The organism is Pontibacter sp. 13R65 (genome assembly GCF_047525655.1).
Lineage (GTDB): Bacteria > Bacteroidota > Bacteroidia > Cytophagales > Hymenobacteraceae > Pontibacter.
In genome coordinates, this window is record NZ_JBLIQL010000007.1 from 22,769 (window position 1) to 37,641 (window position 14,873).

10 protein-coding genes and 1 tRNA gene are annotated in these 14,873 nt (G+C 45.0%); 4 read left to right on the top strand and 7 right to left on the bottom strand.

Features of this window, described 5'->3' with window-relative positions; translation table 11 throughout:
- Window positions 1–66: 66 nt before the first annotated feature.
- A complete protein-coding gene (locus ACMA1I_RS10520) occupies window positions 67–468 on the bottom strand; it encodes a hypothetical protein (protein ID WP_337068282.1) in 402 nt (133 codons plus the stop codon).
- A gap of 377 nt (window positions 469–845) precedes the next feature.
- Window positions 846–917, bottom strand: a tRNA-Arg gene (locus tag ACMA1I_RS10525).
- A 657-nt stretch (window positions 918–1,574) separates the two neighbouring features.
- Here ACMA1I_RS10525 and ACMA1I_RS10530 point away from each other — a divergent pair.
- Together ACMA1I_RS10530 and ACMA1I_RS10535 are read left to right on the top strand one after the other, a co-directional pair.
- Window positions 1,575–1,988, top strand: coding sequence for an STAS/SEC14 domain-containing protein (locus ACMA1I_RS10530; RefSeq protein WP_337068283.1), 414 nt, complete (start codon window positions 1,575–1,577; stop codon window positions 1,986–1,988).
- Between the two features lie 52 nt (window positions 1,989–2,040).
- Complete coding sequence (locus ACMA1I_RS10535) at window positions 2,041–2,454, top strand: hypothetical protein (RefSeq protein WP_337068284.1); 414 nt, start codon at window positions 2,041–2,043, stop codon at window positions 2,452–2,454.
- A gap of 671 nt (window positions 2,455–3,125) precedes the next feature.
- Here ACMA1I_RS10535 and ACMA1I_RS10540 read toward each other — a convergent pair.
- The 3 genes from ACMA1I_RS10540 to ACMA1I_RS10550 form a co-directional block, all read right to left on the bottom strand.
- Window positions 3,126–3,698, bottom strand: a complete 573-nt coding sequence (locus ACMA1I_RS10540; protein WP_337068285.1) for a heme NO-binding domain-containing protein — start codon at window positions 3,696–3,698, stop codon at window positions 3,126–3,128.
- A 47-nt stretch (window positions 3,699–3,745) separates the two neighbouring features.
- Complete coding sequence (locus tag ACMA1I_RS10545) at window positions 3,746–4,180, bottom strand: hypothetical protein (RefSeq protein ID WP_337068286.1); 435 nt, start codon at window positions 4,178–4,180, stop codon at window positions 3,746–3,748.
- A 634-nt stretch (window positions 4,181–4,814) separates the two neighbouring features.
- Window positions 4,815–6,005 (bottom strand): Pycsar system effector family protein, encoded by a 1,191-nt coding sequence (locus ACMA1I_RS10550; protein ID WP_337068287.1) that lies wholly within the window; start codon window positions 6,003–6,005, stop codon window positions 4,815–4,817.
- 723 nt (window positions 6,006–6,728) lie between these two features.
- Between ACMA1I_RS10550 and ACMA1I_RS10555 the strand changes: the two genes are divergently transcribed.
- Window positions 6,729–10,529, top strand: a complete 3,801-nt coding sequence (locus ACMA1I_RS10555) for a metallophosphoesterase (RefSeq protein WP_337068288.1) — start codon at window positions 6,729–6,731, stop codon at window positions 10,527–10,529.
- Window positions 10,530–10,882: 353 nt separating this feature from the next.
- Window positions 10,883–11,902 (top strand): DUF6268 family outer membrane beta-barrel protein, encoded by a 1,020-nt coding sequence (locus tag ACMA1I_RS10560; RefSeq protein WP_337068289.1) that lies wholly within the window; start codon window positions 10,883–10,885, stop codon window positions 11,900–11,902.
- 143 nt (window positions 11,903–12,045) lie between these two features.
- On the opposite strand, the gene ppk1 is transcribed toward ACMA1I_RS10560, so the two are convergent.
- Window positions 12,046–14,148 carry a polyphosphate kinase 1 gene (gene ppk1 / locus ACMA1I_RS10565; RefSeq protein WP_337068290.1) on the bottom strand — a complete coding sequence of 701 codons (2,103 nt, stop codon included), beginning with the start codon at window positions 14,146–14,148 and terminating at the stop codon, window positions 12,046–12,048.
- Window positions 14,149–14,256: 108 nt separating this feature from the next.
- On the bottom strand, window positions 14,257–14,751 hold the full coding sequence (locus ACMA1I_RS10570) for a histidine phosphatase family protein (protein ID WP_337068291.1): 495 nt from the start codon (window positions 14,749–14,751) through the stop codon (window positions 14,257–14,259).
- Window positions 14,752–14,873 lie beyond the last annotated feature (122 nt).

Consider the following 14,873-nt stretch of genomic DNA (forward strand, 5'->3'; position numbering starts at 1 on the left):
CACAAAAAAAGCTCTCGATTAAGGAGAGCTGCAAAAGAAAGCTTAAAATAAAGCAGTAATGTTGTCTTAGTTTATTTCGAGCCAGGCTAAAGCTTCAGAAACCGAGGCAAAGCTTTGGTAATCGATAGTTGCTTTCTGTTTAAATGAACTGGTTAATTGCTTCATCTGAAGCTCTTTTGTTGCGTTTTCGCTTTCAATTCTGGCAACCATTTTTAATCGACTATCCTTCAATTCCCGGCTAAAATTCTGAAGAATAATTTCATACTCTGATTGTGGGATCCCAATAATGGTTCTTCTGCCATCGATGAGAAGCTTTTTTACATCATAATGCTTAATGGCATTTATAATAGCCTGCAAGGTGTGGTTTGCTTCGCTAATGGTGTAGCTATAGATGTCTGGCCATTCAACCACCAAAATATCTGTAACGGGGTTATATTCCAGCCTTATTAAGTTATTGGGTATTATCATCGCCAATAGGGTTGTTTGTTAGAATATAACATGAATACAAAGAATTAATTCCCTCTTGTAACAAAAAAATAGATAAAACGTATCGTGTCTCATCTATACTAGCTTCTAAAATACATTTAACTACAAAAGGGGTCCGGATCATTAGAGGGTAACTGCTTAATTTTAACCAAATACATAAAAAGATAATCTTAAAGCTCCACTTTTTATACAGGCACTTGCTCAAACCCTAAAAATTAAGAGTTAGATAAAATACATAAAAAATAAAAAAGAGAGAAAGAAGGTGGCTTAAAATAAGATGTGAATTGGTGAAATTATACTGGAACCAGCAATGAGTTCAAGAAGTATGATATTGCTGCTATATGTTATGAGAGGAAATGTGGCCGCGCCGGGAATCGAACCCAGATCTAAAGTTTAGGAAACTTCTATTCTATCCGTTGAACTACGTGGCCTTACTAAATATTATTTTATTCCTGATTTTAGCGTTTGTATTTTAAAATATTTTACACTTTAAAATATTTAAGCTGCTTCTTGTTGGAGCAAAGATAACATTAATGAACTTATCATACAAAGCTGTATTACGGGTAAAGTACGCAGTAGATACTACTGCTTTTATAAACATTAAGAAAACGGTAGGTAGAAGTCTACTTCTATCAGTATTAAGATAAAGTAAACAGTTAGGCACTGGAATGAAAGTAGCGTTGAAGGATGTACATTACTGCACAAATGTCTGCTGGGCCTGCAGTATATAGATTGAAAAACAGATGTATTAAAATTCTAACATTTTTAGTAGAGTAAGATTTAAATTTTGGAAAAAATAAAACTTGCAGCATCTGATGTTTGGAAATTATAAAATACAAATAAGGGAGTTTGGACGAAAAGCCCTATATTGATAGCACTTTATTGATAAGAAGCAGAAAGAGATACTAAAAAAGAAGCTGAAAATGTAATGAATGAAATGGTGTTGAGGCTGGTAAAACGCATTTCTGTTGACGTAAGGAATGAGCGAAGCCCAAAGAAAGAAGATGAAGAATTGTACATTTAGTTGCTATTATACCTTATTTTCTCAGACATTTGCACCAATTAATACACAAATCACTTTTTAGTGCATGAGGCAAGAACTTAAAAATATTTTTGGAAAAGTATTTATCACTATAACCGTAGACACTGAGAACAGGTGGGTATCTACCAATTGGGTTGGTTATCTGACACAGGACAATATTAAAGCAGGTGCTTTCGCTTATACAAAAGCGGTAAAGGACGTAGGGTTCAGTTGTGTACTTAACGATACAAGCGAAGTTCTTGGAAGTTGGGACCATTCTCTTGATTGGGTTGTAAACGAATGGGCATCACAGGCAGCTGCTGCTGGAATAAAACACTTTGCCATGATCACTTCACCTGAAACTTTTGCAGGGGCAACGGCTTCAAATTTTTTCGCTAACAATAAAGCATTTGAGGTTAAGGTATTTGGAGATAAAGCCAGTGCTAAAGCTTGGTTGCGGCAGCATTCAATAAATAAATAGAGTCATTATTGTTATCTATTTCTTCGGATGCGAGGACGATGAATTTTAAAAAATGGAACAGCAGGTTGAATTAAAGAAAGTATTTGGCGATGTGTTTTTCAAAGCCAAAAGAATAAATAATGGTTCTATTTTATATGCCCAGTGGTTAGGTGTACAATCTGTGGAGACTGTTAAGGAAGGGGGCTACAAGTTGCTGGAAATGATAAAGGAAAATCCTTGCTCTAAGCTATTGAATAGCAACAAAAATGTAGTCGGCTCTTGGGATATGGCACTTGATTGGGCAGAGGATACATGGACTCCTCTCATGAAAGACGCAGGCTTACGTTACCTGGCGCAGGTTCTTCCTACAAGTATTTATGCCACCTTTACCATCGAAAACCTGATACAACGTATTGATAAGGATTTAGAGATAAGAATTTTTGAGGAAGATGCAGCAGCTGAAGCTTGGTTGCGTTCTGTTGAATGATAATCAACAAAACTTTTGCTATTATACAGCTTGCCTACGCATTCTCTCCATCAACCATTATAATAGAAGCAAGGCTTACTAGCATGTTATGGTCTGTTTCAAAGAACTTCTTCGGCCACGTACCCAGGTGTTATAGCCATCAGATGTGGTTAGAGGAGCGGTGGCACAGGATTGCAAGTAAAATTGCCAGTTACCATAGAATTAGCAAGCAGGCAGAGTTCCTCTCTGGCACTCTGGAAACGGGTAACATTACTCCTCAGTACAACTGCCTAACACAGGTTCCATTCCTGCTTACTTCAGTTGAGCCACCCACTCCCAAACGGCCTTAAGTGATCATATAGGCCTTTTTCAAAATTCGCCAACGCTATAGCTACATAAAACATTCAGGAGGCAATGACAGCAGTGTTATTGAGGGTGCCGCTCTCTTCGGAGGTGTCTAAAATAGGTAGGCTGCGCAGCTTTGGCAGTCGCTCGTCTTCAATGTTGGGGATAACAGGTATTCCACAAATGTTTTTTTCTTCAAAGTCAAAGTGCTTTCAGGTTATGAATCTAAAAGGGTAAGCGTAACACCTGAATTATGTTCATGATTTGTGCTGGATGCCTTCATGCAGGTAACCAAAGAAAACATACAGCAGATACAGATTAACTTTCTTACCTTATCATTGGCAACATCAACTCAGAAAGTCAACCTGAATCTGCACCCTTTCTTCATCAGGTGAAGTCAGGCGTGTTACTAGTACCGTGTCGCTCTCATTGTAATACTTTGCAATACCTTTAATAATGCCAACGGCAACTCCCGACATTCTACGTTTGGAGTGATAATCAACAATCAACTGCCCGCTGCCTTTCTTTGTTACCAGCAGCATGGGAGGGTCTGTCCTGTCATCTAGTTTTTTTACTGCGCTATGCATGGAGCATTCTGTGTGCAACAGCATCTCATACGTGCGCCAATTAGGGTTTACATACTTACTGTAGATTAAGAGTAGGTCTGGTACTAGGAACTCTCCAAACTGTTCCATTATGGAATAGGTCGGCATACCAGTTGCTTCAGAAGCCTTATCTACAATGGCTAACAATTCTTTGGTTGGGTACATCTCTTGCATCTGGTAGGAAGCACCTTCCAAGCCTGCTGCTTCAAGTAATCTTATCCAGGTACTGAAATCATATGAGGATTCTACAAAACGCTTCAGCAGAGCGAAAATAGAACCATGCATTTTATCTTCTGTGGTCTTAATATTCTCCATGGGGTAAGTAGCACTAAATACAAGGTGAGCAGTTTGGTAATATTTTATTAAAATGGGACAGATTGAGGCTGAGCCTTTGATAAGACACCACTCTTCAGCCACTCGACAGCAGAGCCAACCTCAGTGAACCACTGGACCTCTATGGAAAGATTTGTATTGTCTAAAAGCTTTTTAACAACTCTTTCCCTAATTGAATCGGGCGTAATGAGGCGTGCTATTTTCTGGACCCGGGTTGCCATCATGTCACGATAAAAATCAGAAATAATCTGTGCGTAGCTGTTATCATCCACCAATACACATGTTTGTCTTGCATCCAGTAAAATGCGTTTTACATCGTAGTTCCGTACGTGCTCCACAATAATTGTTAAGCTGCGCTTCATCTCCGGCATCACAATATCATCCACATTCGGCATCTCAAATGAGAGTATATCTGAAGCTGGTGCATATTCCAGCGTTACAAAGCCATTCTTAAAGATAATCATGTGAGGTGGCTTTTTGGTGATTTTTATGTGTCATCATGCTTACGGTAAGTTTAATTATGCTGAGGTTCTCGACTCTAACCTGGTCACCGAACCTTATAGCGGCAGGAGCAGTACTTAAGTTTCGGTTAAAAATCAGGTTTAATACAATTTCTTACTTTAACCTTTTCAGCCAACTAGGCTAACACTCTTCTTTTTAGTTGAAATGATATTCTGAGTGACTCTGCGATTTGCTTTATATTCCGAGTGCTGTTGTTCATACTGTTGTAGCTTAAAACATCAGCCTTTGGGAAAAAGGTGCTTTCGATTGTAGCCGCTATCACTATTCTGAACCTCTTTGGTGCATTGTCAAGGGATGATCATCATGAAGATCATCCTGCTTAATGTGTTTTGCAATTTATGATATCCACAAATTTGGAATTGGCGGTGTACTTTTGTTTTTGAATGAAATGCGGTCATTAAGTTTATTTCACTTCTATTTTACCCATTGAACTACATGGCTAAATATACTTGCTTGTTCAAAAAACAAATTTGGGTTACAAATCTTCCTAAAACAAGTGCCAGTGGCCAAAAGGGGAGGGGGCTTATGTAATATAGGTCCTTTATCCTATAATGTCAGAGTATTACGCAACATATATTAATAATATGCCATGGCAATGCTGAAGGCTATAACCGTAAACACCAACCCAACCATAAAAATAGTGTAAGATACGCGCAGAATTTTATACTTGCGGTTCAGCACTTCCCCCAGGTAATAGATATCGGTAATCATATTGGTGTACAGCGATTTCTTATCGCGCATGATTTCGTGCATTCCTTGTTGGAAATCTTCCAGCGATAGGTTCGTAAAATTTCCAAAGAAGAGCAGGTTTACATCTCTGTTCTTCATTTTATTTTTACTCATCGAAAAGCTCGTTACTTCTGGCTGGGCCGATATGATGGCAAATATAATAGAGCCAAGGGTTGTCAGCAGTAGCATGCCTACTGGTATGATCAGGATGCGATGCTGCGCAAACTCTGTACCGATAACAGAAGATTTGGCGCTTATGTAGGTAATAATAACCGACATAATAATGGCGTTAAGGCTGATCATCATGTTAGCCTTGTTATCAGCGATTGCACTTAAGCTTAGGTGCGTGCGGTACGTGTTGCGGAACATGGTCTCGATGCCTCTTTTGGGCTGGGCCAGTGTTTCGCGGTATTTTTTTTCTTGCTTTTTCTGTTTCTTTACTTCATTGTTTAAGTAATTTCGTTGCTCCTGTATGTTTAGCCCAAGCTGATTGGCAAATTTACCTTGTGCTGCAGCTGTATAAAAGGTGGTGGTAAGCAGGAAATCGATCTGGAACTGTGCCCACTCCCGGTCTGTGAAAAACTTGTCCAGAAAAATTTCCCACTCCACGCGGAGCAACTCTGCCGTAGCAAAAAAAGTAGGCTTCCCAATATTCGAAAGGTCTGCGTCTACCAAAATCTGCTCTAGTAACGTTTTAGGTTCTCTGCCATGCTTGGTAGCCAATATACAGGCATTAATCTGCTGAATTCGCTCGACAGGATACTGCTGCTCCTCGAGCCACTGTGAGGCCAGTCTTATGCTTTCTTCTTCATGATCCTGGTACGTATTGATGTAGCCTGTGTCATGAAACCAGGCGGCTAACACGAGGTCCTGTAATTCCTCTGAACTAAGCTCATGCAGTTGCCCTAATTGCAATGCCTCGTTTGCTGTTTCGAAGGTGTGTTTATAATTATGGTATACCAGCTTTTTAGAAAGTTTTTCCTGAAAAAGCTTTGAAACATATTCCTTTGCTTGATCTATGATAGTGTAATTCTCCATATAGGTTTTTAAAACTGCTTTGGTATAGAGGAGCATGGCTGCATCTTATTAGCAAAGCAGATATAGAAGGTGGTGCTTTTTTATGCAGCTAATGTAATTTGCGGTTACGGTAAATGGCACTTTTAGTTAACAAGCTCATAAAACCAGGTACCATTTTCTGCCACTGCCCGACCCAGGCACACTGGCAGCATGTTGCATGACTGGCGCGGGAATTAGTTAAACCATAGAACCTTAAATAATCAGCAACTAATAACCAGCAATAAAATTATTTAAATGAAAACGGCCTTCCGGAGGCTTTTTAGAAACTCAGTACACAAGCCCTTTTAAGAAATCAGGATTTACAGGATGGCAGTTTGTGTCTTTTTCTCAATCACTCAATCAAAATTCCTCCATTCAGCAACCAAATTCTGCTAATGAAAATGCCCTTCCGGAGGCTTTGGGTCATAAAAGGAAGCAGGGGTTTTAAGGGGGGCGCGATGTCTCAAAAGAGGCAATAACTAAATCCTGTTTCTTATCGTTTATCAATTCCAGTCGTGTGGTGCCAGCGGCACTTTTGCTATGCTCCAGTAAAACATTATTACCGACTATAACTATGCAATCAGCTAAATTTCCAATAGAAAGTTACTCGCCTGTAGGTGCCCTGCCGTACAGCTTAGAGAAGCAGCCTATAGATTGCCTGGACCTACACGTGGCTCTACAGGCACGATTTGTTTGATCATTTATATGAAGCATACTTACTACACTGTGTCTACACGCTGGTTGTTTACACTAGCTCTTGTCTTTTTCCTGTCGGCCTGTGCCTCAAATAAAGTCTGGTTTAGCCGCGATGTCGTAGATTGGGCACAAACCGAACCAGATCCTAACAACAAACTCCAGTACACGGTTTTTTTGATAGGCGATGTGGGCGCGCCAGACCTGGAGAAAGGAGAACCCTCGCTTATACTGATGCGCAAACAAATGGAAGAAGCTGGCGCCAAAAGTGCCACTATTTTTCTGGGGGATAATGTATACCACAACGGCTTGCCGGAAGAAGGAAGGAGCGATCGCGAAATATCTGAAAAAAGACTAAATGCCCAACTCGATATTCTCAGAGGCTACCCTGGCGAAAAGTATATGATTCCGGGTAACCACGACTGGAACCATAGTGGGCGAGGTGGCATGGAAGCTGTAATGCGGGAGCAGGTGTATGTAAATACCTACCTTACAGAAGAGAACATTGTGAGTGGCGGCGATTTTTATGTGCCGGGCAACGGCTGCCCCGGCCCCTACGAAGTTAAAATCAGCGATGACCTGGTACTTATCGCCATCGACTCCGAATGGTGGCTCCACCCTTTCGATAGGCCCTATGGCTCCAACAGTGCCTGCCAGGCTGGTACAGAAGTAGACTTTTTAATACAGCTGGAAGATATCATAGAAAAAAACAGCGGCAGCGATATAATGGTAGTGGCGCACCATCCCTTACTCGCCCGTGGTGCACATGGCGGCTTCTTTACCTTGAAAGATCATATTTTCCCGCTCACGATGCTCCGCGACTGGATGTACATGCCCCTGCCGGTAATTGGGTCAATCTATCCATTTGCCCGAAAATATGGTGGTATTCTGCAGGACACGCCGCACCCCCGGTACCAGGCCTACATACAAGGGCTTATGGCCATTTTTGAGAAGTATGATAACATTGTGTATGCAGCAGGGCATGAGCATGCACTGGAATATGCAAAGCTCGGTAAGCTTCCGCACATCCTAAGCGGTTCTGGGTGCAAAACACAGTTTGTAAAACCCGGAGGCGGGGCCAGTTACCTGCAGGAGGTGAAGGGCTTTGCAAAGGTGCTCTATTACGAAAACGGAGAAGTCTGGACGGAGTTTTGGGTGCCTGAAGGAGATGGTGAAACAGGTCATATTTCGTTCCGTACCCCGCTCTATGCCAAAAAGCCCCGCCCGGAAGAACCTTTGGTAGAAGATACTATCAACTATGCCGACAGCACCATTACTGTGGCAGCTAACCAAGACTACCTTACTACCAAAATCCGGAGGAAGTTTTTAGGCGGCCATTACCGGAAAGAGTGGGGAACGCCGGTAGAGGTGCCCTTGCTCGATATGAAAAACGAGCTCAACGGACTTACACCTTACCAGAAAGGAGGCGGAAAGCAAACTGCTTCGCTGAAGGTGCGGAACCCCGATGCCCAGGAATACACCCTGCGCACCGTAGATAAAGACCCCACCAATGCGCTGCCGGAGTATCTCCGCGAAACAGCCGCCAAGGCGCTGCTGCAAGATCAGATTTCGGGGCAACACCCGTATGGTGCGTTGGCAGTACCTCCTCTGGCCAATGCCGCAGGTGTATTCCATACCAACCCTAAGCTGGTGTACATTCCCAACACCCCTTATTTGCGGCAATATATAGATGAGTTCGGGAACACAATGGCCTTTCTGGAAGAAGATCCCGATGAGAACCACGAAGACGTAGCCAGCCTTGGAAACGCCGAAAACCTGGTCGGCACTGACAAAGTGCTGCGGGAGGTGGAAAAAGACAACGACAACCGCGTAGATGAGCAAGCTTTCGCCCGCGCCCGCCTCTTCGATATGCTTATTGGCGACTGGGACAGGCATGAGGGGCAGTGGCGCTGGAAAGAAGACAAAAACGGCAACCAGGTGCGCTACAGTCCGGTGCCCGAAGACCGGGACCAGGTGTTTTTTAAGGCTGATGGTATATTGCCCTGGCTGGCCACCCGCAAGTGGGGCGTACGCCATATCCAAAACTTCGATTACGATTTTCATGATGTGGTAGGCCTTGGCCTGAGTGGCCTTACCCTAGATCGTACTTTTACGCCAAGTGTTACCCGGGCCGAGTGGATACAAATGGCGGAAGAAATAAGAGTGCAGGTAACAGACAGTGTGATAGAAGAAGCCGTAAAGCGTTTCCCGGAAAGCATCCGCGCTTTGTCAGGCCCTGAGATAGCAGCCAAACTCCGATCGCGGCGCGAGCAGCTACCACAGGTGGCCGAAAAATATTACGAGCACATTTCGCAGGTGGTAGATGTGGCTGGCAGCGACAAGCACGAGCACTTTATTGTGGAGCGCCTCAACGATGACGAAACCAAATTGACGGTTTTCAAAATCAAGAAGGAAGGCGACATCAGGGATACGCTCTTTACCCGCACATTTTTTACCAACGAAACCCAGGAGATCCGCCTTTACGGCTTAGGGGGGCTAGACAGGTTTGAAGTAACCGGTAATGTAAACAAAGCCATTGTGGTGCGCATAATTGGCGGAAGAGGAGAAGATAGCATCAGCGATGAGTCTTATGTAAGCGGGCTGAAGAAGCATACCGTCGTGTATGATACCAAAGAAGGAAACACATTCCGGTTCGGCCAGGAAACAAAAGATAAAACGGCCATTACAACCGACGTTAACACCTACGACCGCGCCAATTTTCAGCTGCCTTACATTGGGCCAAGGCTGTCGGCACAGTATAACGTAGACGATGGGCTGTTCTTGGGTGCGGGTGTGCTGCGGCGAACACAAAAATTCCGAAAAACGCCTTATGCCTCAGAACATCTCTTAGAAGCCAACTTTGCTTTTCTTACCAAGTCGTTTAACATTAAATACACAGCCGATATCCGCGATGTAATAGATAAGTGGAATCTGAACCTGTATGCGCTGTTGCAGGGGCCGCAGTTCCAGCGGAACTTCTATGGCTTCGGAAACGACACTCAGGCTGCCGATAGCCTGCACAACAGTTTTTACAGGGTGCGTTACCGGCGAGTAGACCTGCATGCTACCTTTTCTAAAAACCTGAACTCCTTTCTATCCGTGGGTATTGGCCCTACCTACGACCGGTTCAGGGTGTCTGACTCAGGAGGGGAGTCTTATCTGCTACAGGAGGTAACTGCCGGGCGACTGGAACCAACCATTTACAAAGAGGAGGAGCAATCTTTTGTTGCACAACACTATGTGGGAGTCATTGCTTTTGCTAACCTGGATGTGTTCGGTGATAAAAACATAGCAAACCCCCGTATAGGCATGCGGTGGCATAACCGCTTTAGTTTTCAGCAGCAGATCGGAGAAGAGAAAATAAATTACTCCAACATACAGTCAGAGTTCAGGTTTTATGTCAGTCCGAACTTTCCGTTCCAGATTACCTGGGCCGGCCGCTTGGGAGCTTCGCACAATTTTGGTGACTTCCGGTTTTTTCAGGCAGCAACACTGGGCGGAACAGAGAACCTTCGGGGTTACCGCCGTACCCGCTTCGCAGGCCGCAGCGCCATATTCGGCAATGCCGAAGCCAGGCTGGGGCTGTTTGATCTGAACTTTTCAGTTACGCCTGCCAAGTTGGGAGTTCTGGGCCTGTTAGATGCCGGGCGTGTGTACTACGATGGGAGCGACAAACGGCCGTTTTTCAGAAGCCTGCATACCGGTGTGGGAGGAGGCCTTTGGATCGATATCGCTCGGAAAAACGTAATTTCTCTTACATATACCAAAGGAGAAGAAGGCTTGTTTAACGTTAATTTAGGGTTTTTCTTCTAGGAGCTACATCGCCATTTGTGGTGGATGAGCCAGAGTAATGCCGTGCTCGCAGCAGTTACTATAGCTTTGGCCACTGCCAAAATAATTTTAATTAGCAACCAGAAATCAGCGTTAACGTTGCTGAACCAGAACTTGAAGCTTATGGTACAAAGCTTACACGGTGTAGCTCGTAAAGGTGCTGAAACGTTTGACTTATGCCATTAACCAAATTCTTCTAATGTGAATGACCCTCCAGAGGCTTTTGGGCCATAGCAATGCTTAGGGCACAATCATGTTGTTTAAACAATTGCCCAAAGCAAAGCTGCCTGTGAGCCGGATCATTTTTATCGTACAAAGACTTATTACCCTACACTATGAAAATTTTATTTTTATGTCTGATAACAGGTCCGTTGCTGTTGCTGAGCCAGTTGGTAAGAGCGCAGGCTATTGAGCCTGAAGAAGAAAAGCATTATGCAAACCCATCGGTAGAAGGAATGCCAAGAGGAAGAGGGGTTGTAATTGGTTACGAGCGCTTGCCGCAGTTCGATATTGATTCCAGATCCGACAATCCTACTATCGGGAACGGCACAGGCCGGGTAAGGCGCAACAACAAATGGGATATGCGCCTAATGGCTCCTGTTCTAAACAAGCCACGCACCAAGCTGTTGGTAGGCGTTACATATAATGTGGAGGAATTTAACTTTGAAAACGTAGAACCCAGCTCCTACAGCCTCTACAGGTACCTCGAAGATAGGGATCTGAAAAGTCTGGGGCTGCAGGTGGCGTTTCTTCGTTCCATAGACGAAGAAAGATTTTACCTGATACGTGCCAAGGGTGAACTGAACGGCGACTACACCCAGAAAGATATAAATATAACCGATTACCTAAAAACTACTGTAGACCTGGCCTATGGCTGGAAGAAGAGCCCCTATTTTTCTTGGGGAGTTGGGGCGCAGCTTGGCTATACCTTTGGGCGCAGGCGCGTGTACCCGGGTGTTCTCTACAACCGCACCTTTAACGATAAATGGGGTGTAGAATCTATTTTCCCGGCTAACTTCCGGGTTAGGCGCAACATCTCAGAAAAAACCATTTTATATGGTGGCTACCGGCTGGAGGGTGCTAGCTACAACATGTACGTTAACATAACGCCACTGTCGCAGTTCCAGGATATTGAGCTGAGGCGCACTGATATTAAAGCCCTGTTGCGCCTGGAGCAGGAGATTTACGATTTTCTGTGGTTTTCGATTGAAGGTGGTTTCCGGCAGTATTACCGCAATCGAATCTACGACGTAATAGGCTCGCGCGACGAGTTGATAAACAACGACCTGGCCGGTGCCGGTTATATCGGTGTAGAGCTGTACCTGGTGCCTCCCCGCCGTTTTTCGCAAAAGTAGAAAACCAGAGCTTGGTTGCTCTTGCCCTGCACCTAAATTGGCTGTAAAGTTAAGTTCTCAGCAGGCTCTAAATGCTAAATCCCCTTGCTGGTTAAAGCCAGCAAGGGGATTTAGCATTTAGAGAACAATACTTTTTCTCTGACCTACTCTGATTTCCGAATGGGATCTATTCCTTTTGGTACCAGGCTCTGCAGGTAATCGTAAGTGGCGTACTGCGCGCGGACTTCTTGCTTAGTGTCTGCTTCCACATACGTATTGTCGACATTGCGGGCCTTGGTATCGTCTTGCAACTGCAGATCTATGATATGGCGCAGTTCTGCAACCAGCTTCGGTTCTAGGAGCGGGAAGCACACTTCTACCCGCCGGTTCAGGTTGCGGGTCATCCAATCGGCAGAGGCAACATAGTATTCTTCTTCGCCATTGTTATGGAAAATGTACACGCGGGCGTGCTCCAGGTAGCGGTCTACAATGCTGCGCATTTGGATATGCTCGCTAACTTTCTCCTGCCCCGGCACCAGGCAACAGATGCCCCGCACCAGCAGTTGCACCTTTACGCCGGCTTTGCTGGCCTCGTAGAGCTTTTTAATCATGCGCTCGTCCTGCAGGGCATTCATTTTTAGAATCATGGAGGCCGGAAGACCTTTTTTAGCATTCCTTATTTCCCTGTTAATCAACTCTACAAAGCGCTCCCGCATGTTAATGGGTGCAACAAGTAACCGATTAAATGTTTTATCTGGCTGCCCATCCATTAAAAAGTTGAACACTTGCTCTACATCCTTAGTCAGCTCCGGATTACTGGTAAAGAGGGCATGGTCGCAGTAGATAAGCGAGGTATCTTCGTTGTAGTTGCCGGTGCTCAGGTAAGCGTAGTGTTTCATTTTGCCAGCTTCTACCCGTGTAATCAAGCCTAGCTTAGAGTGCACTTTTAATTCGGGTGCACCCAGAATTACATTAGCGCCTGCCTTCTGCAGTTTTCCTGCCCAAAACATATTGGATTCTTCGTCGAAGCGGGCTTTCAGTTCAACAACCACTGTTACCAGCTTACCATTTTTAGCCGCTTTTACGAGAGCTTTAGCAATGGCAGAGTCTTCGGCTACGCGGTAGAGCGTGGCGCTGATAGATTGCACTGTAGGGTCTTCAGCCGCCTCCTGAAACAGCTTGAGCACATAGTCGAACGACTGGTAAGGGTAGTGCACCAGGTAATCCTGCTTTTTCATGGCATCCAGTATGTTCGGCTCCTGCTCCAACTGCGGGTGAATAAGGGCTGGCTGGGGCTCGAACTTAAGCTGTGGCAGGTTAAAGTCCGGAAACTGGAAAAAGTCGCGGAAGTTATGGTATTTGCTTCCTTCTACCAGGGCATCCTCTGATACTCCGGTGTGGGCCATAATCGCTTCGAGGAGCACCTGCGGCGTTTCGGGGTCGTAGAGCAGGCGGGCAGGGTAACCAGTTTCGCGCTTCTTCAGACTCTTCCTGATCTTAGTCATAAGATTACCCGAAATTTCATCCTCAATGTCGAGCTCGGCGTCTCTGGATACTTTTACGGCATGTGCCTTTTGCTGTGCATAGTCCGGAAACAAAGTGCCCATACAGAAGCGGATCACATCGTCTATGAACATAACGTAGCGTTTGTTGCCAACAGTAGGAAGCTTCAGAAACCGACCGCCATGCTTTTTGGTTGGAATCTCCATTAAGGCAAATCGCTCGGCAGGAGCATCTGCTGTTTTAGGCTCCGTCAGGTGCACGCCCAAGTACACGGTCTGGTCTTTCAGGAACAGGTGTGTTTGGGTTTCGTCCAGCAAAATGGGCAGCAAAAGGGGCTGCAGCGTATCTTTAAAATACTTTTTTACAAACGTTTGCTGCTTGGCATTCAGGTCGTGCTCAGTAAGCAGGTGAATGTTTTCTTTACGCAGGTCGGCCAGTATGCCTTCGCGGAACACCTGGCCAAACTCTTCCTGTTGCCTGCCTACCTCCTGCAGTACCTGCTCCAGGGTTTCGGTGGGTGGCTCCACTAGCTTTTCGCGGGTTTTCTTTTTGAGCATGACGAGCCGCTTTAAGGTGGCCACCCGGACTTTAAAGTACTCATCGAGGTTAGAGGAGAAAATAGCCATAAACTTTATGCGCTCCAGTAGCGGCACGCGTGGGTCTTTGGCTTCCTGCAGTACCCGGTAGTTAAAGGCAAGCCAGCTTAGCTCGCGGTTTATAAAAGGATAAGTTTTGTTTTTTTTATCGGTTTGATGCTTTTCCATATTTGTCTTTGCCTTTGGCAAGGCTGGTGTTCTTCAAAAGCGATGCCGGTGGCGGCTGCTTCCAGGCCAGAGGCAACAATACAGGCGCTGCCTCTTTTGGGTTAGGGATTATTTATAATTTTTTGGGAAGTCGAAAAAGAGAAATTTGGCATTTTTGGAGCTAATGTCGTACCAGCTTTCGCAGTCGAACTCCAGGGCCACTACACCTGCTGTTGGTATCCTGGATATGGCCACGGGCGAGAGCATGTTGGCAAAATCAGAAAGCGCCTCGTTATGTCCTACAATCATAAGGGCCTCGGCATCGGCAGGAGCTTCCTGCACCACTTCGAGTAAATCTTTTTTATCGGCTCCATAAATCCGGTTATTTATGACCATGTTGTCTGGCTCATAATCCAGTTCTTTGGCTACCAGCGTAGCGGTAGAGATGGCTCTTACTGCCGGACTCGAAATAACCAGGTCTACCTTCACATTACGTGCTGAAAGTTCCTCTCCCATAAGCGGGGCATCTATGCGGCCGCGTTTGTTCAGAGGCCTGTCATGGTCGCTGAGTTCTTCAAATTCCCAGCTCGATTTAGCATGCCGAAGGATATATAGTGTCTTCATAAATGTATATGTTACAACAAGCACTGGCATCCTATTCAGGTGGTGTTGGCACAGGCTTTTCGTCTTTACTGATAGTGCCCGGAAATAGTTGTGGCACAGCCCCGTGATTCACGCAAGAGGCA

Excerpts from the sequence above, each read along its gene's own strand:
- ACMA1I_RS10570 (WP_337068291.1), bottom strand. The coding sequence starts at position 14,751 with ATGAAGACACTATATATCCTTCGGCATGCTAAATCGAGCTGGGAATTT.
- ACMA1I_RS10520 (WP_337068282.1), bottom strand. The coding sequence starts at position 468 with ATGATAATACCCAATAACTTAATAAGGCTGGAATATAACCCCGTTACA.
- ACMA1I_RS10530 (WP_337068283.1), top strand. The coding sequence starts at position 1,575 with ATGAGGCAAGAACTTAAAAATATTTTTGGAAAAGTATTTATCACTATA.
- ACMA1I_RS10555 (WP_337068288.1), top strand. The coding sequence starts at position 6,729 with ATGAAGCATACTTACTACACTGTGTCTACACGCTGGTTGTTTACACTA.
- ACMA1I_RS10545 (WP_337068286.1), bottom strand. The coding sequence starts at position 4,180 with ATGATTATCTTTAAGAATGGCTTTGTAACGCTGGAATATGCACCAGCT.
- ppk1 (WP_337068290.1), bottom strand. The coding sequence starts at position 14,148 with ATGGAAAAGCATCAAACCGATAAAAAAAACAAAACTTATCCTTTTATA.
- ACMA1I_RS10560 (WP_337068289.1), top strand. The coding sequence starts at position 10,883 with ATGAAAATTTTATTTTTATGTCTGATAACAGGTCCGTTGCTGTTGCTG.
- ACMA1I_RS10540 (WP_337068285.1), bottom strand. The coding sequence starts at position 3,698 with ATGGAGAATATTAAGACCACAGAAGATAAAATGCATGGTTCTATTTTC.
- ACMA1I_RS10550 (WP_337068287.1), bottom strand. The coding sequence starts at position 6,005 with ATGGAGAATTACACTATCATAGATCAAGCAAAGGAATATGTTTCAAAG.
- ACMA1I_RS10535 (WP_337068284.1), top strand. The coding sequence starts at position 2,041 with ATGGAACAGCAGGTTGAATTAAAGAAAGTATTTGGCGATGTGTTTTTC.